The sequence below is a fragment of the Agrobacterium tumefaciens genome, assembly GCF_013337285.1.
Lineage (GTDB): Bacteria > Pseudomonadota > Alphaproteobacteria > Rhizobiales > Rhizobiaceae > Agrobacterium > Agrobacterium burrii.
Window position 1 is genome coordinate 518,014 of record NZ_SUPW01000002.1, and the last position, 24,135, is coordinate 542,148.

Annotated in this window: 19 protein-coding genes; 18 read left to right on the plus strand and 1 reads right to left on the minus strand. The window is 59.9% G+C overall.

All coding sequences use genetic code 11. The annotated features are described in order from the left end of the window. Window positions 1–580 precede the first annotated feature (580 nt). From mraZ to murB, 12 genes are read left to right on the plus strand one after another with little or no spacing between them, the layout of a single operon-like run. A complete protein-coding gene (mraZ, locus tag FCH38_RS08310; protein WP_149900171.1) occupies window positions 581–1,021 on the plus strand; it encodes a division/cell wall cluster transcriptional repressor MraZ in 441 nt (146 codons plus the stop codon). A gap of 14 nt (window positions 1,022–1,035) precedes the next feature. After that, on the plus strand, window positions 1,036–2,061 hold the full coding sequence (gene rsmH / locus FCH38_RS08315; protein ID WP_149900172.1) for a 16S rRNA (cytosine(1402)-N(4))-methyltransferase RsmH: 1,026 nt from the start codon (window positions 1,036–1,038) through the stop codon (window positions 2,059–2,061). A 1-nt stretch (window position 2,062) separates the two neighbouring features. Next, window positions 2,063–2,617 (plus strand): cell division protein FtsL, encoded by a 555-nt coding sequence (gene ftsL / locus FCH38_RS08320; RefSeq protein ID WP_149900173.1) that lies wholly within the window; start codon window positions 2,063–2,065, stop codon window positions 2,615–2,617. After that, on the plus strand, window positions 2,617–4,359 hold the full coding sequence (locus tag FCH38_RS08325) for a peptidoglycan D,D-transpeptidase FtsI family protein (protein WP_149900174.1): 1,743 nt from the start codon (window positions 2,617–2,619) through the stop codon (window positions 4,357–4,359). Before ftsL ends, FCH38_RS08325 begins: the two co-directional genes overlap by 1 nt. 59 nt (window positions 4,360–4,418) lie before the next feature. Then, the gene (locus FCH38_RS08330; protein ID WP_174373465.1) at window positions 4,419–5,879 is read left to right on the plus strand and encodes a UDP-N-acetylmuramoyl-L-alanyl-D-glutamate--2,6-diaminopimelate ligase; all 1,461 of its coding nucleotides are present in this window, start codon (window positions 4,419–4,421) and stop codon (window positions 5,877–5,879) included. Beyond that, entirely contained in the window at window positions 5,876–7,309 is a 1,434-nt protein-coding gene (locus FCH38_RS08335) for a UDP-N-acetylmuramoylalanyl-D-glutamyl-2,6-diaminopimelate--D-alanyl-D-alanine ligase (protein ID WP_153515046.1), read from the plus strand. The genes FCH38_RS08330 and FCH38_RS08335 overlap by 4 nt, the downstream gene beginning before the upstream one ends. A 23-nt stretch (window positions 7,310–7,332) precedes the next feature. Then, window positions 7,333–8,433, plus strand: a complete 1,101-nt coding sequence (gene mraY / locus FCH38_RS08340) for a phospho-N-acetylmuramoyl-pentapeptide-transferase (protein ID WP_149900177.1) — start codon at window positions 7,333–7,335, stop codon at window positions 8,431–8,433. Between the two features lie 3 nt (window positions 8,434–8,436). Further along, window positions 8,437–9,846 (plus strand): UDP-N-acetylmuramoyl-L-alanine--D-glutamate ligase, encoded by a 1,410-nt coding sequence (gene murD / locus FCH38_RS08345; RefSeq protein ID WP_174373466.1) that lies wholly within the window; start codon window positions 8,437–8,439, stop codon window positions 9,844–9,846. A 5-nt stretch (window positions 9,847–9,851) separates the two neighbouring features. Continuing rightward, complete coding sequence (gene ftsW, locus FCH38_RS08350) at window positions 9,852–11,006, plus strand: putative lipid II flippase FtsW (RefSeq protein ID WP_149900179.1); 1,155 nt, start codon at window positions 9,852–9,854, stop codon at window positions 11,004–11,006. 6 nt (window positions 11,007–11,012) lie between these two features. Then, a complete protein-coding gene (gene murG / locus FCH38_RS08355; RefSeq protein ID WP_153515048.1) occupies window positions 11,013–12,149 on the plus strand; it encodes an undecaprenyldiphospho-muramoylpentapeptide beta-N-acetylglucosaminyltransferase in 1,137 nt (378 codons plus the stop codon). Beyond that, a complete protein-coding gene (gene murC, locus FCH38_RS08360) occupies window positions 12,146–13,561 on the plus strand; it encodes a UDP-N-acetylmuramate--L-alanine ligase (protein ID WP_153515049.1) in 1,416 nt (471 codons plus the stop codon). The genes murG and murC overlap by 4 nt, the downstream gene beginning before the upstream one ends. Continuing rightward, window positions 13,558–14,523, plus strand: coding sequence for a UDP-N-acetylmuramate dehydrogenase (gene murB / locus FCH38_RS08365; RefSeq protein WP_174373467.1), 966 nt, complete (start codon window positions 13,558–13,560; stop codon window positions 14,521–14,523). The genes murC and murB overlap by 4 nt, the downstream gene beginning before the upstream one ends. 426 nt (window positions 14,524–14,949) lie before the next feature. On the opposite strand, the gene FCH38_RS08370 is transcribed toward murB, so the two are convergent. Next, a complete protein-coding gene (locus FCH38_RS08370; RefSeq protein ID WP_149900183.1) occupies window positions 14,950–16,254 on the minus strand; it encodes an MFS transporter in 1,305 nt (434 codons plus the stop codon). A 533-nt stretch (window positions 16,255–16,787) separates the two neighbouring features. On the opposite strand from FCH38_RS08370, the gene FCH38_RS08375 reads away from it, so the two are divergent. The 6 genes from FCH38_RS08375 (at window position 16,788) to FCH38_RS08400 (ending at window position 24,126) form a co-directional block, all read left to right on the plus strand. After that, window positions 16,788–17,714, plus strand: coding sequence for a D-alanine--D-alanine ligase (locus tag FCH38_RS08375; protein ID WP_149900184.1), 927 nt, complete (start codon window positions 16,788–16,790; stop codon window positions 17,712–17,714). Further along, the gene (locus FCH38_RS08380) at window positions 17,702–18,634 is read left to right on the plus strand and encodes a cell division protein FtsQ/DivIB (protein ID WP_174373468.1); all 933 of its coding nucleotides are present in this window, start codon (window positions 17,702–17,704) and stop codon (window positions 18,632–18,634) included. The genes FCH38_RS08375 and FCH38_RS08380 overlap by 13 nt, the downstream gene beginning before the upstream one ends. Continuing rightward, window positions 18,631–19,962: a cell division protein FtsA gene (gene ftsA, locus FCH38_RS08385; protein WP_149900186.1), complete on the plus strand. Its 1,332-nt coding sequence runs from the start codon at window positions 18,631–18,633 to the stop codon at window positions 19,960–19,962. Before FCH38_RS08380 ends, ftsA begins: the two co-directional genes overlap by 4 nt. A gap of 92 nt (window positions 19,963–20,054) precedes the next feature. Next, the gene (gene ftsZ / locus FCH38_RS08390) at window positions 20,055–21,794 is read left to right on the plus strand and encodes a cell division protein FtsZ (protein ID WP_153515053.1); all 1,740 of its coding nucleotides are present in this window, start codon (window positions 20,055–20,057) and stop codon (window positions 21,792–21,794) included. A 270-nt stretch (window positions 21,795–22,064) separates the two neighbouring features. Beyond that, window positions 22,065–23,024, plus strand: a complete 960-nt coding sequence (gene lpxC / locus FCH38_RS08395; RefSeq protein ID WP_153515054.1) for a UDP-3-O-acyl-N-acetylglucosamine deacetylase — start codon at window positions 22,065–22,067, stop codon at window positions 23,022–23,024. A 235-nt stretch (window positions 23,025–23,259) separates the two neighbouring features. After that, a complete protein-coding gene (locus FCH38_RS08400; RefSeq protein ID WP_149900189.1) occupies window positions 23,260–24,126 on the plus strand; it encodes an outer membrane protein assembly factor BamD in 867 nt (288 codons plus the stop codon). Window positions 24,127–24,135 lie beyond the last annotated feature (9 nt).

Here is a 24,135-nt window from a genome sequence, read left to right on the forward strand (position 1 = left end):
CTATCGGGCGACCCTGCAAAACGCTGCGCTTCTTTGCTGAGATTGCTCTCAATCGGGTAGATGCCGTAGCCTTTTCTCGTGAGGTATGGACCGCCAGCGCGGGTTTCGTCTTGTACGCATTTGGTCGGGGTCATGTTGGCCAGTGTCGTGTGCTGAACGATGCGTAAGAGCCATGAAATTTCAATGATGACCCTCGCGACTGAGATCAAGAGTGGGGTCTCGCAAATCATTCCATTGTTTTAAAAAAGAAAAATGGTGATTTCACTGCGTCTTGGTGTGCCGTGAAACAGCATCTTCCTGGGCGAAGTAAACCATTCGTTAAACTTAACGGCTTATGAATTTCCGATGCGAAGTCGGTATCGTGCCGGCTTCTCCCATTGACGCCCATAGTGTCCCATGGTATCCCAAATGCACACCACACTGGGTCGTGTTTTTGACCCGCAATCGCTGAAACGAGTGAGGAGCCTGCAAGGGGCTGCTGCAGGGCATGTTGCCCTGGCGCTTGGCGATGTGTCGTGCGTACCGGTGTTGTCTGTGGGGCGGGTTCGCCTGGTGGATTGCGGTTTGGGCGAGTTGAGTAATGGACCGCTTTTTATCGAACGTGACGAACAGGATCGACGCCAAGGGGCGCGTTTCGGTTCCGTCTCCGTTTCGTTCGGTGCTGGTGAGGCGCGGTATCCAGGAGCTTTATTGCCTTCAGGATTTCGCTTTTCCGGCAATCAGTGTCGGCGGTCCGGATTTGCTGGAACGCTACGAGCGGCAGATTGCATCCATGGATGCCTTCTCGCCGGAGGCGAACGCGATGTCGCTGCTGGTTCACGGCGGCGGTATCTTCATGAAGCTCGACCAGGAAGGTCGGTTGATGGTGACGGATTTCGTGCGGGAATTCACCGGCATATCCACCGAGGTCACCTTCGTCGGACGAGCGGATCATTTTCAGCTTTGGCAACCGCAGGCGTTTTTGGGCGCGCAGGCGGCAGCAAGAGCGGGGCGCGGTTTTTCGGCTGCTCGCCCCGCATAGGACGGGGACACGGAATGGCGGCGAATTCTGGCGGGCGATCTTCTGATGCCGATGGCGGACCTCAGCGTCACGTCCCGGTCCTGCTTCGCGAAGTCATTGCCGCGCTTGAGCCCGCATCCGGAAAGATCATCCTCGACGGCACGTTCGGCGCCGGCGGCTACACCCAGGCCATTCTCGATCAGGGCGCCAACGTCATCGCGCTCGACCGCGATCCGACCGCAATTGCCGGCGGTCAGGCGATGGTTGCCGCCAATGGCGGCAGGCTTACCCTTATTCAATCGCAATTTTCCGATCTGGCCAGCCACGCGCCTGAAGGCGGCCTTGACGGCGTCGTTCTCGATATCGGCGTCTCCTCCATGCAGATCGACGAGGCGGAACGCGGATTTTCCTTCCAGAAAAACGGCCCTCTCGATATGCGGATGTCGGCTTCGGGCGTGTCGGCGGCGGATGTCGTCAATCGTGCGAAGGTTGGTGATCTGATCCGTATCTTCGGTTTTCTCGGTGAAGAAAAGCAGCCGGGCCGCATTGCCCGCGCCATCGAGAAGAGGAGGGCGGAAGAGCCCTTCCGCACCACGCGTGATCTCGCCGGTCTCATCGAGATCGTCACGCCGCGCAAGGCAAAAGACAAGATCCACCCCGCAACACGGGTGTTTCAGGCGCTTCGCGTTTTCGTCAATGACGAACTCGGCGAGCTGGCGCAGGCGCTTTTCGCTGCCGAGCGGTCCTTGAAGCCCGGTGGACGGCTGGTCGTCGTCACGTTCCATTCGCTGGAAGACCGCATCGTCAAAAAATTCTTCTCCGACCGTTCGGGTAAAGCTGCCGGTTCCCGGCATCTGCCGATGGTCGAAGACAAGCCGGCCATTTTCGACAATATCGGCAAGCCGATGATCGCTGCCAGCGAAGAGGAAGCGGAGCTTAATCCGCGTGCGCGCTCGGCGAAATTGCGGGCGGGTCTGCGCACGACCGCGCCGGTGCGGGCGGCGGATTTCTCGATTTTCGAACTTCCCGATCTCGCCAGCCTTGAAAAGATGGGAGGCTGATATGCTGCGCACTTTCGATGTCATCTTGATGGGGGTCATGGTTGCTGCGGCCGTCGTGACCTATTCGATCAAGCACAAGGCCGATCTGAAGCTGGAAGAGGTCCGCAAGCTCGAGGCTGAAATCAAGCTCGAGAAGGATACGATCGATCTGTTGCGGGCCGACTGGGCGCTGCTGACGCAGCCGAACCGCCTGCACCGCCTCGTCAATGCCTATCAGGACGAGCTTGGCCTTTCGCCGACGCTGCCGACACAATTGGCGCAGCCGCGCGAACTTCCCATGCTGCGTTCGCAATTGCCGCAGCCGCCTGAGCCGGAAGGCATGAGCGTCGAGGATGTGATCGCCGCCGCCGTCAACGGTTCCAGGCCGGGCGCGACGCTTGGCGCTGCCACCAAAAAGAAATCGCCGCCGGCGGGCCAGATCGCTGCCAATGGCGCTCCGGTTCCAACGCCGAGGGCGCGTGTTTCCCGTCCCACCGCGGCTCCGGCCGTCTCCGCCGTCGCCGGTGATGAAACCGACGACATGGATGACACGATAACAGGATCGGTGAACCGCTGATGTCTTTTCTCTCCCGCGCCATGGTTTTGAAGAGCAAGGCTCACTTTTCCGCCAGCACCACCGGCGTCCACGCCGACCATGCGGCTTTCGAGGGTGCCCGCAAGAGGCGCGCTGCCCAGGCGAAAAGCCGGGTCGGCCTGATCATTTTCGGATTCATCGCTTTTTACGGCGTCGTTGGCGGTCGTCTGGTGCAATATGGCATCGCGGAACAGGAAACCGTTTCAAGCATCGCGCCCGCCGACAGGCTTATGGCGTCGCGTCCCGACCTTCTTGACCGTAACGGCGAGGTTCTCGCCACCGACATCCGCACCGTTTCGCTGTTTGCCGAGCCGCATCGCATCGTCGATATCGATGAGGCGATCGAGAAGCTGCGTACCGTTCTACCTGATCTCGACCAGCGCGGCACCTATCAGAAGCTCACGTCCAATTCCCGTTTCCAGTGGCTACGCCGTCAGTTGACGCCCAAACAGCAGAGTCAGATTCTGGCGCTTGGCATTCCCGGTGTGGGATTCCGTCCGGAAAAACGCCGTTTCTATCCGGGTGGCCCGACGGCCGCCCATGTCGTCGGTCACGTCAACATCGACAATCGCGGTGTGGCGGGCATGGAGCGCTATGTAGACAATCAGGGCCTTGCCGATCTGACAGCGCTCGGCATGACCAGCGACCAGCCGCTGGAACCGGTAAAGCTCTCGATCGATCTGCGCGTGCAGTCTATCGTGCGTGAGGTCGTAACCTCCGCAATCGCCAAGTTCCAGGCAATCGGTGCCGGCGCCGTCGTTCTGGATGTGCATACGGGTGAAGTTCTCGCCATGGCCTCCGTGCCGGATTACGATCCGAACAACCCGGCCGAAGGCGCGAAAGAGGGCTGGCTCAACCGCATGTCGAACGGCACGTTCGAAATGGGGTCAACCTTCAAGTCCTTCACCATCGCCATGGGCCTCGATTCTGGCCGCGTGCGTCTGGGTGACAGTTTCGATGCCCGTTATCCGATCCGGATCGGCGGCTTCACCATCAAGGACTTCCATGGCAAGAACCGCGTTCTGTCGGTGCCGGAAATCTTCCAGTTTTCGTCCAATATCGGTACGGCCAAGATCGCCGACACTGTCGGCACCGAAGGCCACAAGGAGTTTCTGACGAAGCTCGGGCTTTTGACCCGCATGCAGACGGAATTGCCTGAAGTGGCGCTGCCCTCGCAGCCGCGTGAATGGAAGAAGATCAACTCCATTACCATTTCCTTCGGTCACGGCGTTTCGACGACGCCGCTGCAGACGGCGGTTGCCGGAGCAGCCCTTGTCAATGGCGGCAAACTGATCGAGCCGACCTTCCTGCCGCGCACCCGCGAACAGGCGGATCTGGTGGCCAAGCAGGTTCTGAAACCCACCACCAGCAAGGATATGCGCTTCCTGTTTGAATGGAACGGTGTGAACGGATCGGGCCGCAATGCGCGCGTCGACGGTTTCAACGTTGGCGGCAAGACCGGCACGGCGGACAAGGTCGTCAATGGCCGTTATGTGCGTGACAAGAACTTCAACGCCTTCCTGTCAGCCTTTCCGATCGACGACCCGCAATATGTGGTGTTGACCTTCATCGATGAACCGAAGACGGACAAGGGCAATGGCGCAGCACTTGCCGGCACGTCCGCAGCGCCGATGGTGCGCGATATTATCGCGCGCACCGCAGCGGTTCTGGGCGTGAAGCCGAAGTTCGGCAAGGATGGCTCGGCCTTGCTCGTGTCTTATTGATTGTTAGAGCTTATGATGTTCCGGCGATTCGCGCCGGGGGGACAAGACGGACACAGTCGATGAATTTGCGAGATATATCCGGAAACGCGTTTCCGGAATTGAAAGAATTGCTCCTGTCTGAGATCGGGGCAATCGAAATCGGGGGAATAACCGCAGACAGCCGCAAGGCTCAGCCCGGCAGCCTGTTCGTGGCGGTCGCTGGCACCAAGGCGGATGGCGCGGCCTATGTGAAAGACGCGGTTGCCAAGGGTGCGGTTGCCGTCGTTTCTGCGCATACGGTGGAGGCCGATGTGCCGGTCCTCGCTGTCACCGATCCGCGCCTCTATCTCTCCCTTGCCGCCGCCCGGTTTTATGGAAAACAGCCTGAAACCATGGTTGCCGTCACCGGCACGGCTGGAAAGACGTCCGTCGCCTCCTTCGTGCGGCAGATATGGGCCTTTGCCGGCCATGCGGCCGCGCAGATCGGCACGACGGGCGTCATCGCTCCGGGCCGCGAGGATTATGGTGCGCTGACGACGCCGGATCCGGTAACGCTGCATGCGCTTCTGGCCGAACTTGCCACCGAGGGCGTCACCCATGCGGCGATGGAGGCTTCGAGCCACGGCCTCGACCAACGCCGCCTCGATGGCGTGAAGCTTGCGGCGGCCGGTTTCACCAATCTCGGTCGCGATCATATGGATTATCATCCGACTGTTGAGGACTATATGGCCGCGAAGATGCGGCTGTTCGATACGCTGATGGAAAAGGGCGCACCGGCGGTGATCTTTGCCGACGATCCCTGGTCGGAGCAGGCGATCCGCGCCGCTGGTGATGCGGGCCTTGATGTTCGCACGGTCGGCCGCAAGGGCGATTACCTGACGCTGAAACGGGTGGAGCATTTCCGTCACCGGCAGATGATCGAAGTGCATCATGACGGCGTGATCCACGAGGTGGATATTCCGCTTGCCGGCGATTTTCAGGTGGCCAATGCGCTGGTTGCGGCCGGTCTTGCCATGTCCACCGGCGTTTCCGCCACTGTAGCGATCAAGGCGCTCGAAAAGCTGATCGGCGCTGCCGGCCGGCTGGAGCTCGTGGGCCAGACAAAGAACGGCGCGCTTGCCTATGTGGATTATGCCCACAAGCCGGATGCGCTGGAAAATGTGCTGACTTCGGTCAGACCTTTCACTTCCGGCCGCATCATCACCGTCTTCGGCTGCGGCGGCGACCGCGACAAGGGCAAGCGCCCGATCATGGGCGAGGTGGCGACGCGGCTTTCCGACATCGTCATCGTCACCGATGACAATCCGCGCTCGGAAGATGCCGCAACGATCCGTTCCGAGGTCATGGCGGCGGCACCGGGTGCAGTGGAAATTGGCGACAGGTCGCAGGCGATCCACCACGCGGTGTCGCTGCTTTCGAACGGCGATACGCTGATCGTCGCGGGCAAGGGGCATGAAGAGGGGCAGATCGTCGGTTCGGTGACGCTGCCGTTTTCCGATCATGAACAGGTGCGTTCCGCGCTGGAAGGATTGAAGATTTGAGCTGGTTATGGACAGTCGCCGACATGATCGCCATCACGGCAGGACGCCCGGTGGGCAACCTGCCGACCGGAATCACCGGCATTTCCATCGACAGCCGGACAGTCAAGCCGGGAGAGGCCTTCTTCGCCATCAAGGGTGATCGGGTCGATGGCCATGATTATACCAGTTTTGCCGTTGCGAATGGTGCCGGACTTCTGGTGGTGGCCGAAGGCAAGCTGCCGGCGCTCGGCCGGCTGACCGTGCCGATGATCGTGGTCGAGGATGTTCTCGCCGCACTCGGCAAGCTCGCTATTGCAGCACGTGAAAGAACGTCGGCGCGCATCATCGCGGTGACCGGTTCGGTCGGCAAGACGACGACGAAGGAAATGCTGCGGCAGGCTCTGGAGCCGTCGGGACGGGTTCACGCGGCAGTCGCTTCCTTCAACAACCATTGGGGGGTGCCGTTGACGCTGGCGCGCATGCCCGCCGATACTGAATTCGGTGTGTTCGAAATCGGCATGAACCATTCCGGCGAAATCCGCCCGCTGGTGAAGATGGTGCGCCCGCATGTGGCGATCATCACCACCATCGCCGCCGCCCATCTCGGCAATTTCAAGAATATCGAAGAGATCGCGGCTGCCAAGGCGGAAATATTCGAGGGTCTGGAGGGCGGCGGCTCCGTCATTCTCAACCGCGACAACGCCCAGTTCGAGCAGCTTGAAGAGGCGGCGCAGGATCAGGGCATCGAACATGTTCTGACCTTCGGGCAGCACGCCAAGGCCGATTTCCGGCTTGCCGATTTCGAAAGCACGCCTTCGGGTTCAACCATCTGGGCGATCCTGAACGGCGAGACCAGCGAGTTGCACCTGAACGTTCCCGGCCGTCACATTGCCGATAACGCCATGGCCGTGCTCGGTGCCGTCGCTGTGACCGGCGCCAACCTAGATCGGGCTTTTGAGGCGCTTGGAACACTCGAGGCGGTGAAAGGGCGTGGCCAGCGCCATCGCCTGACGATTGAAGGCGGCTCCTTCCTGCTGATCGACGAGAGCTATAATGCCAACCCGGCCTCCATGCGGGCGGCGATTGCCGTGCTGGCGGAGACGGAAACGCAGGGTCACGGCCGGCGTGTTGCGGTTCTTGGCGACATGCTGGAGATGGGTGAATTTTCCGCGCAGCTGCATGAAGAACTGGCCGGGCCGTTGTTGGCGGCTGGTATCGAACATGTCTGGCTGGCGGGCGAGGCGATGGCGGCGCTGCGCGATGCGTTGCCTGACAGCGTCACCGTCATCTGGTTCCCGACGACAGCGGAACTCACCGATTTCGCCCTGCAATGGGTGCAACCGGGAGACGCGCTCATGGTAAAATCGTCACTGGGGCTTGGTTTCGGCAAGATTGTCGCCGCCCTGCTTGACAAGTATCCGGCATTCCCCGAGACGGAACGCCAAGTCTGAAATAGCCTTTTGAAAGGGCAAATATGCTGATCTGGCTCGTCGAACTGTCGGATAAAGTTCAAGTCTTCAACCTCTTCCGGTACATCACCTTCCGGGCGGGCGCGGCGATGTTCACCTCTGCGTTGATCGTCTTCCTGTTCGGACCGGCGATCATCAACTCGCTGCGCGTTCGCCAGGGCAAAGGCCAGCCGATCCGTGCCGATGGACCGCAGACCCATTTCAAGAAGGCCGGCACGCCGACCATGGGCGGACTGATGATCCTTGCCGGCATTCTCGGCGGTTCGCTGCTCTGGGGTGACCTGTCGAATGTCTATGTCGTCGCCGTCTTGATGGTGACGCTGGGTTTCGGGGCTATCGGCTTTTATGACGATTACCTCAAGGTGACGAAGCAGAGCGACAAGGGTTTTTCCGGCAAGGCCCGTCTCGGCTTTGAATTCCTGATCGCGGCGATTGCCGTGTTCTTCATGATGAAGATGGCGCTCGCCTCCGCGCCGCATGGCGGCACGCTCGGCAGCTCCATCGCCTTTCCTTTCTTCAAGGAATTCGTGATCAATCTAAGCTATTTCTTTGTGCTGTTCGGCGCTTTTGTCATCGTCGGCGCGGGCAATGCGGTGAACCTGACGGATGGTCTCGACGGTCTCGCCATCGTGCCGGTCATGATCGCCGCCGCCACCTTCGGGGTGATCGCCTATCTGGCCGGCAATGCGGTTTTCGCCAACTACCTGCAGATCAATTTCGTGCCGGGTACGGGCGAACTCGCCGTTATCGTCGGTGCGGTCATCGGGGCTGGCCTCGGTTTCCTGTGGTTCAACGCGCCGCCCGCCGCCATTTTCATGGGCGACACGGGTTCGCTGGCGCTTGGCGGTCTTATTGGCTCCATCGCGGTCGCCACCAAGCACGAGATCGTCATGGTCATCGTCGGCGGTCTATTCGTCATGGAAACCCTGTCTGTCATCATCCAGGTGTTCTGGTTCAAGCGCACCGGCAGACGCGTCTTCCTGATGGCGCCGATCCACCATCATTTCGAGAAGAAGGGCTGGACGGAAAGTCAGGTGGTCATCCGTTTCTGGATCATCTCCGTCGGTCTGGCGCTGCTCGGCCTCGCCACCCTGAAGCTGAGGTGAGCGATGATCCCGGTCACGTCGTTTAGAAGTAAGAAGGTCGCGCTTTTCGGGCTTGGCGGTTCGGGTCTCGTCACGGCCGGGGCGCTGGTGGCCGGCGGAGCCGATGTTGTTGCTTTCGACGACAATCCAGACAGCGTCGCCAAGGCGCAGGCTGAAGGCATCACCACAGCGGACCTTCGCACGATTGACTGGGCCTCGGTGTCCTCTTTCGTGCTGGCACCGGGCGTGCCGCTGACACATCCGAAGCCCCACTGGTCGGTTGACCTTGCGCGTGCGGCAGGCGTCGAGATCATCGGCGATATCGAGCTTTTCATTCGCGAACGTCGCGCCCATGCGCCGGATTGCCCGTTTATCGCGATTACCGGCACCAACGGCAAATCCACGACGACGGCGCTGATTGCCCATATTCTCAAGGCTTCAGGCCGCGATACTCAGCTCGGTGGTAATATCGGCACGGCGGTGCTGAGCCTCGATCCGCCGAAAGGGCAACGTTTTTACGTGGTCGAATGCTCGTCCTACCAGATCGATCTGGCACCGACGATCAATCCGACTGCCGGCATTCTCCTGAACCTCACGCCGGACCATTTGGACCGGCATGGCACGATGCAGCATTATGCCGACGTCAAGGAACGACTGGTGGCGGGTAGCAACACGGCGATCGTCGGCGTGGATGACAGCCATTCGACGCTGATTGCCGACCGCATCGAGCGCGCCGGCGTGAGGGTGGAGCGCATTTCCAAGCGCAATGTCGTGTCCGAGGGTCTTTATGCCGAAGGCAGCCGTATCCTGCGGGCGCATGGCGGCACATTTTCGCTGCTGGTTGATCTTGATGGTATCCAGACCCTTCGTGGCAGCCACAATGCGCAGAATGCGGCGGCCGCGATTGCCGCCTGCCTTGCTGTTGGCGTCTCGGAAGATGAGGTTGGTGCTGGTCTCAAATCCTTCCCCGGTCTCAAACACCGCATGCAGCCAGTCGGCCGGCGTGGCAACGTCACCTTCGTCAATGACAGCAAGGCGACCAATGCCGATGCTGCGGCACCGGCGCTTTCAAGCTATGAGCGGATTTACTGGATCGCCGGCGGTCTTCCCAAGGCGGGTGGCATAACCAGCCTGTCGCCGCTGTTTCCTCACATCGCCAAGGCCTATCTGATCGGTGAGGCGGCGGCGGAATTTGCCGCGACGCTCGGCGAGGCGGTGCCTTATGAAATATCCGGCACGCTGGACAAGGCTGTGCAGCATGCGGCAGCCGATGCGGAAAAAGATGCGACGGCCGGTAATGTCGTGATGTTATCCCCGGCTTGCGCAAGCTTCGATCAATATAAGAACTTTGAAATCAGAGGTGATTCGTTCGTCGCGCTGGTCGCGGCGCTCGACGGCATGACGATGCTCGTTCACTCTGGAAAAGGGGGCTGAAGGCCATGGTAAGCCGAGTTGATCGCGGTCCGGTCGCGGAATGGTTCTGGACTATCGACCGTTTCTTTCTGGCGGCGTTCGTCGCACTGATGGGCATCGGCCTGATGCTGTCCTTTGCGGCGTCGCCTGCGGTTGCCGAGCGTATCGGTCTCAACAGCTTCTTCTTCGTTGAACGTCAGGCGATGTTCATGGTGCCGTCGCTGGCGATCATGGTCGGCCTTTCTTTCCTGTCGCCCCGTCAGGTCAGGCGTGTTGCGGTCATCATGCTGATAGCCGCGCTGTTGATGATGATCTTCGCGCTGTTCTTCGGCATCGAGGTCAAGGGTGCGCGGCGCTGGATTTCCATCGGCACCTTCTCGATCCAGCCGTCGGAATTCATGAAGCCTGCCTTCGTGATCGTCTGCGCCTGGCTGTTCGCCGAACGGGCGCGTCATCCGGAAATTCCCGGCAATCTTTTCGCCATCATCACTTTCGGCATCGTGGCGGCACTTCTGATCGCCCAGCCGGACTTCGGCCAGACGATCCTGACCTCGGTTGTCTGGGGCGGCATGTTCTTCATGGCGGGCGTGCCGTGGTTCTGGATCATCATGCTCGGTGGCGTCGGTGTCGGCGGCATTATTTCCGCCTATCTGATGTTGCCGCACGTTGCGGGTCGTATCGACCGCTTCTGGACAGGCGAAGGTGATACGTTCCAGGTGGATACCGCACGTGAGGCGATCATTCGCGGTGACTGGTTCGGACGCGGACCGGGCGAGGGTATCGTCAAGCGCATCATTCCCGACAGCCATACCGACTTCATCTTCTCGGTGGCGGCGGAAGAATTCGGCATCGTTTTCTGCATGTTCCTCGTTGCGATCTTCGCCTTCATCGTGCTGCGCGGCCTGTCGCACGCCTTCAAAGAAAAGGACGATTTTTGCCGTTTTGCCGTGGCTGGCCTCGTGCTGCAGATCGGCATGCAGTCGATGATCAATATCGGCGTCAATCTGGAGCTTATGCCCGCCAAGGGCATGACGCTGCCGCTGATTTCCTATGGCGGTTCGTCGATGATGGCGATCTGCGTCACGGCCGGTTTCCTTCTGGCGCTGACACGCCACAGACCTGAAAAGCGGGCGCAGGAGCGCAGCTTCTTCCGCGTCGGTTCCGGCGTTCCTGCGGAGTAAACGATCATGAGCAAGGGTATTGTTCTTCTTGCCGCCGGTGGAACCGGCGGCCATGTGTTTCCGGCAGAGGCGCTGGCGCATACGCTGAAAGCGCGCGGTTATCAGGTGCATCTCGTCACAGACAGTCGCGCCGAGCGTTATGCCGGTAAGTTCCCGGCGGATGAAATCCATGTGGTGCCTTCGGCCACCATCGGCTCGAAAAACCCGATTTCCGTGGCGCGGTCGCTCTGGAAGCTGTGGGTGGGCTTGCGTGCGGCGCGTCGGCTGGTGACGAAATTGAAACCAGTCGCGGTGGTCGGCTTCGGCGGTTATCCCACCGTGCCGCCGCTTCTGGCATCCACCGGGCTTGGCGTTCCCTCAATCATTCATGAGCAGAATGCGGTGATGGGCCGCGCCAACAAGGCGCTGGCTGCCCGCGTGAAGGCAATCGCCGGCGGTTTCCTGCCGCCCGCCAACGGTCAATATTCCGACAAGACGGTGGCGACAGGCAATCCGGTGCGCCCGGCGGTGCTGGCGGCATCTGAAATTCCCTATACGCCGTCGCAGACGGGGGAGCCTTTCCAACTGGTGGTTTTCGGCGGCAGCCAGGGTGCGCAGTTCTTTTCGAGCGCCGTTCCGGCGGCGATCTGCCTGATGAAGGACGAGCAGCGCAAGCGCGTCGTCGTGACCCAGCAGGCCCGCCCCGAAGACAAGGACAGCGTGATAGCCTCCTACCAGAAGCTCGGTGTGAAGGCTGACGTTTCGCCCTTCTTCGGTGACATGGCCTCGCGCATCGCTGAGGCCGATCTCGTCATCAGCCGCTCGGGCGCTTCGACGGTGTCGGAGCTTTCGGTGATTGGTCGCCCGTCGATCCTCGTGCCTTATCCGCATGCGCTGGATCATGATCAGGCGGCCAATGCCGCAGCACTTTCGGCTGCCGGCGGCGCAAGCGTCATCAAGCAGGCGGAACTGTCACCGCAGAAACTATCCAGCCTGCTGTCCTCGGCGCTTTCCGAGCCGGACCGTCTTTCCGCAACGGCGGCGGCGGCCAAGGCGACCGGAAAACCGCATGCGGCGGATGTGCTGGCCGATCTGGTCGAGGCGATTGCCGAAGGCCGATCCGTCCAAGAATTTAAAAAGAACATTGAAGGAGTTGATGCATGAAGATGCCGAAAGCCATAGGCCTTGTCCATTTCATCGGCATAGGCGGGATCGGCATGAGCGGCATTGCCGAAGTGCTTCATAATCTTGGCCACCGCGTGCAGGGCTCGGACCAGTCCGACAGCGCCAATGTGCAGCGCCTGCGCGACAAGGGCATCGAGGTATTCGTCGGCCATACCGCAGATAATCTCGGTGATGCGGAGGTCGTTGTCGTTTCCACCGCCATCAAGAAGAACAATCCGGAACTGATCTCGGCGCGGGAAAAGCACCTGCCGATCGTTCGCCGTGCCGAAATGCTTGCCGAGCTGATGCGTTTCCGCAATGCCATCGCCATTGGCGGCACCCATGGCAAGACCACGACGACCTCCATGGTCGCGACCCTGCTCGAAGCCGGCAATCTCGATCCGACCGTCATCAATGGCGGCATCATCAATGCCTATGGCACCAACGCCCGCATGGGCGAGGGCGAGTGGATGGTGGTAGAAGCCGACGAGTCCGACGGTACTTTCCTGAAGCTTCCGGCCGATGTGGCCGTCATTACAAATATCGATCCGGAACATCTGGATCATTATGGCAATTTCGACGCCGTGCGCGCCGCATTCCGGCAATTCGTCGAGAACGTGCCGTTCTACGGTTTCGGCGTCATGTGCCTCGATCATCCCGAAGTCCAGGCGCTGGTCGGCCGGATCGAGGACCGCAAGGTCATCACCTATGGCGAGAACCCGCAGGCGGATGTGCGGTTTTCGAATGTGCGTATCGACGGTACGCGGTCGATCTTCGATGTGGAAATCCGTCGTCGCCGCACCGGCAAGATATTCTCTTTCACGGATCTCGTTCTGCCGATGCCCGGCCGCCACAATGTGTCGAATGCGACGGCGGCGATTGCCGTTGCCAATCGCCTCGGCATTTCGGAAGCCGATATCAAGAAGGGGCTTGCCTCCTTCGCGGGCGTCAAGCGCCGCTTCACGCTGACGGGCGAAGCCAATGGCGTGCAGGTCTTCGACGATTACGGCCATCATCCGGTCGAGATCAAGGCCGTTCTGGCGGCTGCGCGGGAAGCCTGCAAGGGCCGCATCGTCGCCGTGCATCAGCCACACCGCTACAGCCGCCTTTCCAGCCTGTTTGACGATTTCGCGCATTGCTTTAACGATGCCGACACGATTATTCTTGCTCCGGTCTATGCCGCGGGCGAAGATCCGATCGAAGGCGCAAGTTCGGAAGCGCTGGTTTCGGCCATCAAGGCCGCCGGCCACCGCGACGCCCGTTTTCTCGAAAAGCGGGAGGACCTTGCGTCACAGGTTGCAGCCATTGCGAAACCGGGTGATTTCGTGGTTCTCTTGGGGGCAGGAAACATCACGCAATGGGCAGCGGTGCTGCCCTCTGAATTGAAGAGCATATCAGGAAAGTCTGAATGAGACAGGTCGATGGGGTTAAATTGCTGGGGAGGCTCGGCGAAGGGGTAGATGAACTGCGGGGACGTCTGACACCGGATGCGCCCATGGACCGCGTGACGTGGTTCAGGGCTGGTGGTCTGGCGGAAGTCATGTTCCAGCCGCACGATACTGATGATCTGATTGCCTTCCTGAAAATTCTGCCGGAAGATGTGCCGTTGACCGTGGTCGGCGTCGGCTCGAACCTTCTGGTGCGCGATGGCGGCATTCCGGGCGTTGTCGTCCGTCTGTCCGCCAAGGGTTTCGGCCAGGTGGAACTTGCCGACGAGAACCGCATCAAGGCCGGCGCCATCTGCCCGGACAAACATATTGCCGCGATGGCCATGGATAATGGCATTGGCGGTTTCCATTTCTTTTACGGCATTCCCGGCTCCATCGGCGGTGCGCTGCGCATGAACGCGGGCGCCAATGGCGGCGAGACGCGCGATCGCGTGGTGGAAGTTTACGCGGTGGACCGTCAGGGCAACCAGCATGTGCTTTCCAACGCAGATATGGGCTATAGCTACCGCCATTCCGGCGCAGATAAGGGCCTGATCTTCACCGGTGCTCTGTTTGAGGGGTATCCGGAAGACAAGGCGAAAATTCGCGCCGATATGGATGCCGTGCGTCACCACCGTGAAACCGTGCAACCGATCCGCGAACAGACTGGTGGCTCTACCTTCAAGAACCCCGAAGGTCACTCTGCGTGGGAACTGATCGACGAAGCGGGCGGCCGTGGTCTGGTCATCGGCGGCGCGCAGATGTCATCGCTGCATTGCAATTTCATGATAAATACCGGCCATGCGACCGGTTACGATCTGGAATATCTGGGTGAAACCATTCGCAAGCGGGTGTTCGAGAAGTCGGGCATAAGGCTTGAATGGGAAATCAAGCGCCTTGGCCTGTTCATGCCGGGCCGGGAAGTGGAGCCTTTCCTGGGGGCTTGATGTATGAGCCTGGTGCATAACGAGCGCACGAAGTTGCTGGCGAATTCGATTGACCGCCTGTCAACGGCGTGCGTGGCGGCAGGCTTCATTGCGCCTGCCGTTTCCTTAGCGAATGGCTCCGGCTTGAGCATTGCCTGGGGTATAGTGGCTTCAACTTGCATTTGGCTTTTCACAGCTTTTACATTACATTTGGGGGCGAGACACGTACTTGGAAGGCTAAGGCCATGAGTTCTGCGACGTTCTTTTTTCTCTATATTTTGCCGCTTCTCATCGGTGCAGGGGTGTGGTCGCTTATCTTGTTGAGCGATTTTTCCAGAACCCGCCGAAACAAAGTTCATCCCGGCGAATAAGATCCCTACCTAATAAATGTAAAAGCCCGCGAAACTGATGTTTCGCGGGCTTTTTGCTGTCAGTATTTTATGCGGCTCAGACTTCGTCCTTGCGGGACAGAAGAATGCAGGCGAGCGTGATGATGGCGGAGACGCAGAGGTAATAACCAACATATCCCATGCCGTAATTCACCTGCAGCCATGTGGCGATGTAGGGCGCAAGCGATGCGCCGAAGATGCCGGCCATGTTGAAGGTGATGGACGAGCCGGTGTAGCGCACGCGGGTCGGAAAGGGGGCGGCGAGCGCCGTGCCGATCAGACCGTAGGTCATGCCCATCAGCATCATCGCAAGCGTTGCGAAGATGAAGATCGAGCCTTCGCCGCCTGTCATCAGGCTGGGCAGCAGGAAGGAGAACAGGGCGATCAGCACCGTCGTCAGGATCAGGATTTCACGACGGCCGAATTTCTCGGCAAGCTTGCCGGCGATCGGGATGAAGATACCGAAGACGATGGAGCCGAGGATTTGCACTTCCAGCGCGTCGAGGAACGGAATTTTCAGAACCTTGACGTTGTAGGACAGCAGATAGGCAGTGCCAATATAGAACAATACGAAGGTGGCCAGCGCCACGAAGGTGCCGAGCACGAGGCTGCGCTTGTGGCTGCGGAATAGTTCCACGACCGGCACAGCAACACGCTCTTCCTTTTCGATCGCCTGCTGGAAGGCAGGCGTCTCGGTGATCGACAGGCGAACCCACATGCCGACCGCAATCAGGATGATCGAGGCGACGAAGGGAATGCGCCAGCCCCAGCTTAAGAGCGATTCCTGCGACATGAAGTGCAGAAGGATCCAGAAGACGCCGGAGGAGAGGAACAGGCCCACGGGTGCGCCAAGCTGCGGGAACATGCCGTACCAGCTGCGTTTGCCGGGCGGAGCGTTTTCCGTGGCGAGCAGGACGGCGCCACCCCATTCACCGCCAAGGCCGAAGCCCTGACCGAAGCGGCACAGCGCCAGTAACAGCGGCGCAAGAACGCCTGCCGTTTCATAGGACGGCAGCAGGCCAATGACGACCGTCGAGACACCCATGGTCAAAAGGGCTGCGACAAGCGTGGTCTTGCGGCCGACGCGATCACCGTAGTGGCCGAAGACCACCGCGCCGAGTGGACGGGCGAAAAAGGCGATGGAGAAGGTGGCGAAGGACGCCAGAAGCGCCGTTGTCGGGTCGCTGTTCGGGAAGAACAATGTCGGGAACACGAGCACTGCGGCCGTGGCGTAAACATAAAAATCGAAAAACTCGATGGTCGTGCCGACCAGGCTGGCAGTGAGAACTCGTGCAGGCGAATTTGTCTTTACAACGTTCGAATTGCCAGCTGTCGGCGATACCGGAGATATCGCGTCAGTCATGGTATTGGTTCCATTTCGGATGATTGGAATGTCATGCCCTTGGGAGGCGACGACTGCGTTAACGCAATTTTCGTTCTTTTGAAATGCTAAAAAAGAAATAATGCAGATAATGTGATCGCAGGCGCATTCGCTTGGTGCATGTCGTCATTCAGTGTTTGAGAGACTGATTCAGGCCCCGGATTTAAAGCGCTGAAACGCCAGATGATTTAGCCGTGGAAAAACGCGCGTCGTTAACGTTTGTCTCTTGCCTTTAGCGGGCGCGGACAGGTGCCGTATGTGGATTTTATTTCCGACCATTGAAAACCTGCATGTTGCAATCAGTGCAACTCTCTGATTCCAAGGAGGGAATCCGGATCGATGCTGATTCTTTAATGGAACTCGGCATGTTGGGCGCGGCGGTTAACGAAAGTAAACGATTCATTAACCTTAATGGCGTTTAACTGATCTCAAGGGTCATGTGCCAGAATCACCGTCCGTCAAATTCGGTCGGTTCGGGCGTGGTTCGTAACGGAGAGTTGGTGTCAGAGGGTTCGATGGGCGGCAAACACGTAGCTGTTCTTTTGGGTGGGTTTTCGTCGGAGCGGCCGGTCAGCCTCTCGTCGGGCAACGCTTGCGCGCTTGCTCTGGAAGGCGAGGGCTATCAGGTCACCCGTGTCGATGTAGGGCGCGATGTCGCAGCCGTACTCGCCGAGCTGCGCCCGGATGTCGCCTTCAATGCGCTGCATGGCCCCTTCGGTGAGGACGGCACCATTCAGGGCATTCTCGAATATCTCGCCATTCCCTATACGCATTCCGGCGTGCTGGCTTCCGCCCTTGCCATGGACAAGGCGCAGGCCAAGAAGGTTGCTGCCGCCGCTGGTATCCCGGTTGCTGCCGAGCGCGTCATGAACCGCTTCGATTTCACCAGCGAACATCCGCTTGCGCCGCCCTATGTGGTGAAGCCGGTGCGCGAAGGTTCGAGCTTCGGCGTCGTGATCGTCAAGGAAGACCAGTCGCATCCGCCGCAAATCCTTACCTCGTCCGAGTGGCGTTATGGTGATCAGGTCATGGTCGAGCGCTACATTCATGGGCGCGAGCTGACCTGTGGCGTACTTGATGGCGAGGCGCTGGGCGTCACCGAAGTGGTGCCGCTCGGTCACAATTTCTATGATTATGACGCTAAATACGCGGCTGGTGGCTCGAAACATGTCATTCCCGCAGAAATTTCACCGAAAATTTACCAAAAGATTCAAACATTGGCGGTTATGGCGCATCAGGCGATCGGGTGCCGTGGCGTAAGCCGTTCAGACTTTCGTTACGACGACCGTTTCTCAGAAGATGGCGAAGTTATCTGGCTTGAAGTGAATACACAGCCGGGCATGACGCCGACCTCCCTGGTGCCGGAAATGGCGGCTCACGCGGGCCGCTCCTTTGGTAACCTTGTCAGCTGGATGGTGGAGGACGCTTCGTGTTCGCGGTGACCGGCAAAAAATCGACGGCGAAAAAGCGCGAGCAATATGCGGCGGCGGCCAATGCCGACGATCGCAGGGTGCTGCCGCGTCCGCTGCGCCGCTTCGTGCGTTTCGGTGTCAGCCTTGCGACCGGACGCATTCACATTCCCGCCCATACCGGTACGATTTCGGCCATCGCTTTTTACGCGGTGACCGGGCTTTACGGCATGTCGCTTGGCGGACACACCAACATCGTCACCCAGACCACGACATCGGCCGCAGGCTTCGCGGTTGAAGACGTGAAAGTCTCCGGCAATCTGCAGACCTCCGAAATCGAAGTCTTCCAGCTTCTCGGCCTTGATGGCAGCACGTCGCTGATCGCGCTTGATATCGATGCGGCGCGGCGCAAGCTCGTGCAGCTTCCCTGGGTGGAAGATGTGGATATCCGCAAGGTTTACCCCAAGACGGTGGAAGTTCGCCTGAAGGAGCGTCAGGCCTTCGGCATCTGGCAGCATGGCACGGAACTGTCGCTGATCGAAAAAAGCGGCAGCGTGATTGCGCCGCTGCGTGACAATAAATTCGCCGAACTGCCGCTGTTCGTCGGACGCGACGCAGAAACGGGCGCCGCCGGTTTCGTCGGGCAACTGGCCGACTGGCCGGAAATCCGCAACCGTGTCCGCGCTTATGTGCGCATTGCCGGCCGTCGCTGGGATCTGCATCTCGATAACGGCATCGTCGTCAAGCTGCCCGAAGAAAATCTGCCGCAGGCGCTGCAATTGCTGGCGCGGCTCGATCTCGAGGAAAAGGTTCTTTCGCGTGATGTCGCCGCGGTTGATCTCCGGCTCGCCGACCGCACCACGATCCAGCTGACCGAAGGTGCGACGGAACGTCGTCAGACCGCCGTCGATGCGCGCACCAAGGCTCTCAAGAAGGCGGAGAAGAACACATGAGCTTATTCGGTTCTTCCCATTTCGGCCTGCCGCGTCTGAAGCCGCTTTCCTCCAAGCGCAGCCACATCGTTTCGGTGCTGGACATCGGCTCGACCAAGGTCGTGTGCATGATCGGCCGACTGACGCCGCGTCAGGAAAGCGAAATTCTGCCGGGCCGCACCCACAAGGTCGAAATCATCGGCATCGGCCACCAGCGCTCGCGCGGCGTGAAATCCGGCGTGATCGCCGATCTCGACGCGCTTGAAGGCGTCATCCGTCTTTCGGTCGATGCGGCCGAGCGCATGGCTGGCCTGACTGTCGACAGCCTGATCGTCAATGTTTCTGCCGGACGGCTGGCGAGCGATATCTACACCGCGAGCATCGATCTCGGCGGCCAGGAAGTCGAGGCAAGCGACCTGCGCAAGGTTTTGGTGGCGGCCAGCCAGCAGTCCATGCGTCAGGACCGGGCGATCCTGCATTCGTTGCCGACGGGTTATTCGCTGGATGGCGAGCGTGGCATTCGTGATCCGCTCTCGATGTATGGCGACCTTCTCGGCGTCGACATGCATGTGGTGACGGTTGAGCGCACGGCGCTGAAGAACCTCGAGCTTTGCGTCAACCGCGCCCATCTGTCCGTCGAAGGCATGGTGGCGACGCCTTACGCCAGCGGTCTTGCGGCGCTGGTGGACGATGAAGTTGAACTCGGCTGTGCGGCCATCGACATGGGCGGCGGCACCACGACGATCTCGGTTTTCGCCGAAGGTCGGCTCATTCACACCGATGCGATCGGCCTTGGCGGCCATCACGTTACGACAGATCTTGCACGTGGCCTCTCGACACGAATCGAAGATGCGGAGAGACTGAAGGTGGTGCATGGTTCGGCTTTGCTGAATGGCGCGGATGAGCGCGACATGATTTCGATCCCGCCGATTGGCGAAGATGATCGCGATCAACCATCGCAAGTTTCAAGAGCCCTTGTAACCCGCATCGTGCGGGCGCGTATCGAAGAGACGCTGGAATTGATCCGTGATCGTATCCAGAAGTCCGGCTTCAGCCCCATCGTCGGCAAGCGCGTTGTGCTGACCGGCGGCGCAAGCCAGCTGACGGGGCTGCCGGAAACGGCACGGCGCATTCTCGCCCGCAACGTTCGTATCGGTCGCCCCATGGGGGTATCCGGTCTTCCGGTGGCGGCAAAGGGACCGGCATTTTCAACCGCCTGCGGACTGATGATCTATCCGCAGGTGGCGGACATCGAAATTCATGCGGCGCAAGGCGGAATGTTCTCGCCGTTTGGTACGGGCAGCGGCCGGATAGCCCGGGTGGGGCAATGGCTGAAAGAGAGTTTTTGAGTGGCCTCGTGGCGTAAGCCGGAGGTTTCAGAGTTGAGTTTTCAAGAATCGGCCAGCGGGGCGATGCGGCCAGAGAAAAAAGGAATGGTAAAATGACGATACAGCTGCAAAAGCCTGATATCACCGAACTGAAGCCACGCATCACCGTCTTCGGTGTTGGCGGTGGCGGCGGTAACGCTGTCAACAACATGATCACGGCTGGCCTCCAGGGCGTCGACTTCGTCGTCGCCAACACGGATGCGCAGGCTCTGACCATGACGAAGGCAGATCGGGTCATCCAGCTCGGCGTCAACGTCACCGAGGGTCTCGGCGCCGGTTCCCAGCCGGAAGTCGGCCGCGCCGCCGCTGAAGAATGCATCGATGAGATCATCGACCACCTGAACGGCACCCACATGTGCTTCGTCACCGCCGGCATGGGCGGCGGCACCGGTACGGGTGCTGCTCCTGTTGTCGCACAGGCCGCCCGCAACAAGGGTATCCTGACGGTTGGCGTCGTGACCAAGCCTTTCCACTTCGAAGGCGGCCGCCGCATGCGTCTTGCCGAACAGGGCATCGAGGAACTGCAGAAGTCCGTCGATACGCTGATCGTCATTCCGAACCAGAACCTCTTCCGCATTGCCAACGACAAGACGACCTTTGCCGACGCCTTCGCCATGGCCGACCAGGTTCTCTACTCCGGCGTTGCCTGCATCACCGATCTGATGGTGAAGGAAGGTCTCATCAACCTCGACTTCGCCGATGTTCGCTCGGTCATGCGTGAAATGGGCCGCGCGATGATGGGCACCGGCGAGGCTTCGGGTCCGGGCCGCGCAATGCAGGCTGCGGAAGCGGCGATTGCCAACCCGTTGCTCGACGAAACCTCGATGAAGGGCGCACAGGGCCTGCTGATCTCCATCACCGGCGGTCGCGACCTTACCCTGTTCGAAGTCGACGAAGCGGCGACCCGCATTCGCGAAGAAGTCGATCCGGATGCCAACATCATCCTCGGCGCAACCTTCGATGAAGCTCTGGAAGGTCTCATCCGCGTCTCCGTTGTGGCGACCGGCATTGACCGTGTTGCCGGCATCGGTGAACAGAACGTTGCCGAAATGCGCGCTGCTGCCGCCAAGCCGCTTATCCGTCCTTCCGCGGCCGTTGCTCCTGCTCCGGCCGCAGTTCAGCCTGCACATGCAGTATCGCAGGCACCAAAGACCGTAGACCAGATCGCCCAGACCATCCGTTCGGCGGAAGCTGAAATGGAACGCGAACTCGGTTTTGCCGCTCACCAGCAGCCGTCTCAGGACTTCCGTCCGCAGAGCAAGCTGTTCGCATCCGCTCCGGCTGAAGCGCCGGCGGCTCTTCGTCCGGCTCAGCCGGTTCAGCAGGCCGCTCCGGTTGCTCCGGCACCGGTCTATCATGCTCCCGAACAGGTTGCCGCTCCGCGTATGCAGCAGCCGCAGGCACCGGTCTACCAGGAGCCTGCTCCGGTTGCCCGCCAGCCAGAGCCTGTCCGCATGCCGAAGGTGGAGGACTTCCCGCCGGTCGTGAAGGCCGAGATGGATCATCGCGATCGCGCCGCTCCTGCCGCCCAGGAAGAGCGTGGCCCGATGGGTCTTCTGAAGCGCATCACCAACTCTCTTGGTCGCCGCGAAGAGGAAGAAGTTCCGTCCGACATGATGGATGCGCCGAGCATGGCGCCGCAGCGCCGCGCGCCGCTTTCGCCGGAAGCCAGCCTCTACGCACCGCGTCGTGGCCAGCTTGACGACCACGGCCGTGCAACGCCTGCAGCGTCCAGCCACCACGACGACGACCAGCTGGAAATTCCGGCCTTCCTGCGCCGCCAGTCCAACTAAAGGCGATTCCATCCGCCTCTTCAAACGCCCGGGTTTCACGACCCGGGCGTTTCGTTTATTTTGCGTGATTAACACTAAATTAATTAGCGTTTTCAATATTTTACGCGTGTAACAATCCGAAACGAACAGTGATTTGTCGTGGCACCTACATGTGCGTATGTATGAGGCTGGGTAAGGGGAAATACGGACTTGGCCGGTCGCCAAAACCGGCTTTAAAACTTGAACGGCGCTTCACCAAACGGCGCGGTTTGCAAAATAAGGCATATACGCATGACTATCGGACTGCTCGGATTTCAGACAACTATCGCACATGCTGTTCAGCTTAAAGGCATTGGCGTGCATTCCGGCAATCCGGTCTCTATGACGTTCCAGCCCGCAGAAGCTGGGACGGGCATCGTATTCCATCGCCTTCATGACAATGGCAACGTCACCGAGTTGAAGGCGGTTTCGGCCAATGTCGGCAATACCGACCTGTGCACCGTGCTCGGCCGTTCGCTATCCCAGTCAGTGGCGACGATCGAGCACGTCATGGCCGCCATTTACGCCATGGGCCTCGACAACCTCGTCGTTGAGGTTGACGGCCCGGAAGCGCCGATCATGGATGGCAGCTCCGCGCCTTTCATCGAGGCGATCGAATCGGTCGGCATCAAGAACCTTGGCGCGAAGCGCCGTTATATTCGTGTCACCAAGCCGGTTCGTATCGATTCGGGTGCCTCCTGGGCGGAATTCCGTCCCTATGACGGCACGCGCTTCGAGGTCGATATCGATTTCGACACGCCGCTGATCGGCAAGCAGTCCTGGAAGGGCGACCTGACGGCAGAAACGTTCAAGAACGAACTGTCGCGCGCCCGCACCTTCGGTTTCATGCGTGACGTGGAGCGTCTGTGGGCTGCCGGTTATGCGCTTGGTTCTTCGCTTGAAAATTCCGTCGTCATTTCCGACGACAACAGCGTCATCAACATGGAAGGCCTGCGTTACGCCAAGGACGAGTTCGTCCGTCACAAGACGCTGGACGCCGTGGGCGATCTGGCGCTTGCCGGCGCGCAGTTCATCGGCTGCTATCGCTCCTATCGCGGCGGCCACAAGGTTAATGCCAATGCGCTGAAGGCCCTGCTGAACGACCGTTCCGCCTATGAGATCGTCGAAGCTCCGGCTGCCCGCAACCAGATGGTGCGCGCCCGCGAATTCGTACCGGTCAACATGCCGGAATTTGCGCCCTGGTCGGCTTGAGTTTGTTCGCAGGCTATTGATTGACAGGAAAGCCGCTCCCCTTGGGGGCGGCTTTTTTATGATGCGGGGCGGGATGTTTCGTCATATCGCCTGATATTCATGCGATTGCGCGCGCGGATGCCATAAAAATGCGTTAATGCGTCATCATTGCGTTGCCCTGCGGATGCTTTTATGGCTAGAAACGCCAGTGCAAAGCCGATGCTTATGTATTTGCGCGGGAAGTGGGAACTGTCGAATGAAGCATGTAGGGTCTGGTGCGATGAAGGGTACGATGCGGGGGATCGCCGTTTCGTTGTTGTTGGTCGGTGCAAGTGTCGCCGTCACGGCCTGCCAGTCCGATCCGGATATCGACATTACCAAGCTCGGCTTCGAATCCGATCCGCCTGACGTTCTGTACAAGCAGGGGCTTGCCAACATGAACGCCGGCAACATGACGGAAGCCTCGCGCAAGTTCGAGGCTATCGACAAGCAATATCCATTCACCGAATGGGGCCAGAAGGCGCTTGTCATGCAGACGTTCATTGCGACGCGCACCAACAAGAATGATGTGGCCATCACCAACGGCAGCCGCTTCCTGCGGCAATATCCGCGTTCCAAGGATGCGGCTTATGTTCAGTACATGATCGGCCTTGCCTATTCGAAGCAGATTTCCGACGTGACGCAGGACCAGCGCGCAGCACAGCGCACGGTCGAGGCGATGAGCAAGGTCGTCAACGACTATCCCGATTCGGAATATGTCGCCGATGCGCAGGCCAAGATTCGTTTCGCCCGCGACCAGCTCGCCGGCCGCGAAATGCAGGTCGGCCGTTATTATCTTGAGCGTAAGGAATATCTCGCCGCCGTTTCGCGTTTCCGCATCGTCGTCGAGCAGTACCAGAACACCAACCAGATCGAGGAAGCGCTGGCGCGTCTGACGGAGGCCTATTATGCGATGGGTCTTGCCGAAGAGGCGCAGACCGCGGCCGCCGTTCTCGGCAACAACTATCCCGACAGCCAATGGTATGCGGACTCCTACAAGCTGCTGAAAGGCAACGGGCTGGAGCCGCGTGAAAACAAGGGGTCCTGGATTTCGCGCGCCGGCAAAAAGCTTATCGGCGCCTGAGACGGGGCA

What these genes read in the sequence shown, in the direction of transcription:
- mraZ (WP_149900171.1), top strand. Translation starts at nt 581, where the DNA reads ATGGACCGCTTTTTATCGAACGTGACGAACAGGATCGACGCCAAGGGG.
- rsmH (WP_149900172.1), top strand. Translation starts at nt 1,036, where the DNA reads ATGGCGGCGAATTCTGGCGGGCGATCTTCTGATGCCGATGGCGGACCT.
- ftsL (WP_149900173.1), top strand. Translation starts at nt 2,063, where the DNA reads ATGCTGCGCACTTTCGATGTCATCTTGATGGGGGTCATGGTTGCTGCG.
- FCH38_RS08325 (WP_149900174.1), top strand. Translation starts at nt 2,617, where the DNA reads ATGTCTTTTCTCTCCCGCGCCATGGTTTTGAAGAGCAAGGCTCACTTT.
- FCH38_RS08330 (WP_174373465.1), top strand. Translation starts at nt 4,419, where the DNA reads ATGAATTTGCGAGATATATCCGGAAACGCGTTTCCGGAATTGAAAGAA.
- mraY (WP_149900177.1), top strand. Translation starts at nt 7,333, where the DNA reads ATGCTGATCTGGCTCGTCGAACTGTCGGATAAAGTTCAAGTCTTCAAC.
- murD (WP_174373466.1), top strand. Translation starts at nt 8,437, where the DNA reads ATGATCCCGGTCACGTCGTTTAGAAGTAAGAAGGTCGCGCTTTTCGGG.
- ftsW (WP_149900179.1), top strand. Translation starts at nt 9,852, where the DNA reads ATGGTAAGCCGAGTTGATCGCGGTCCGGTCGCGGAATGGTTCTGGACT.
- murG (WP_153515048.1), top strand. Translation starts at nt 11,013, where the DNA reads ATGAGCAAGGGTATTGTTCTTCTTGCCGCCGGTGGAACCGGCGGCCAT.
- murC (WP_153515049.1), top strand. Translation starts at nt 12,146, where the DNA reads ATGAAGATGCCGAAAGCCATAGGCCTTGTCCATTTCATCGGCATAGGC.
- murB (WP_174373467.1), top strand. Translation starts at nt 13,558, where the DNA reads ATGAGACAGGTCGATGGGGTTAAATTGCTGGGGAGGCTCGGCGAAGGG.
- FCH38_RS08370 (WP_149900183.1), bottom strand. Translation starts at nt 16,254, where the DNA reads ATGACTGACGCGATATCTCCGGTATCGCCGACAGCTGGCAATTCGAAC.
- FCH38_RS08375 (WP_149900184.1), top strand. Translation starts at nt 16,788, where the DNA reads ATGGGCGGCAAACACGTAGCTGTTCTTTTGGGTGGGTTTTCGTCGGAG.
- ftsA (WP_149900186.1), top strand. Translation starts at nt 18,631, where the DNA reads ATGAGCTTATTCGGTTCTTCCCATTTCGGCCTGCCGCGTCTGAAGCCG.
- ftsZ (WP_153515053.1), top strand. Translation starts at nt 20,055, where the DNA reads ATGACGATACAGCTGCAAAAGCCTGATATCACCGAACTGAAGCCACGC.
- lpxC (WP_153515054.1), top strand. Translation starts at nt 22,065, where the DNA reads ATGACTATCGGACTGCTCGGATTTCAGACAACTATCGCACATGCTGTT.
- FCH38_RS08400 (WP_149900189.1), top strand. Translation starts at nt 23,260, where the DNA reads ATGAAGCATGTAGGGTCTGGTGCGATGAAGGGTACGATGCGGGGGATC.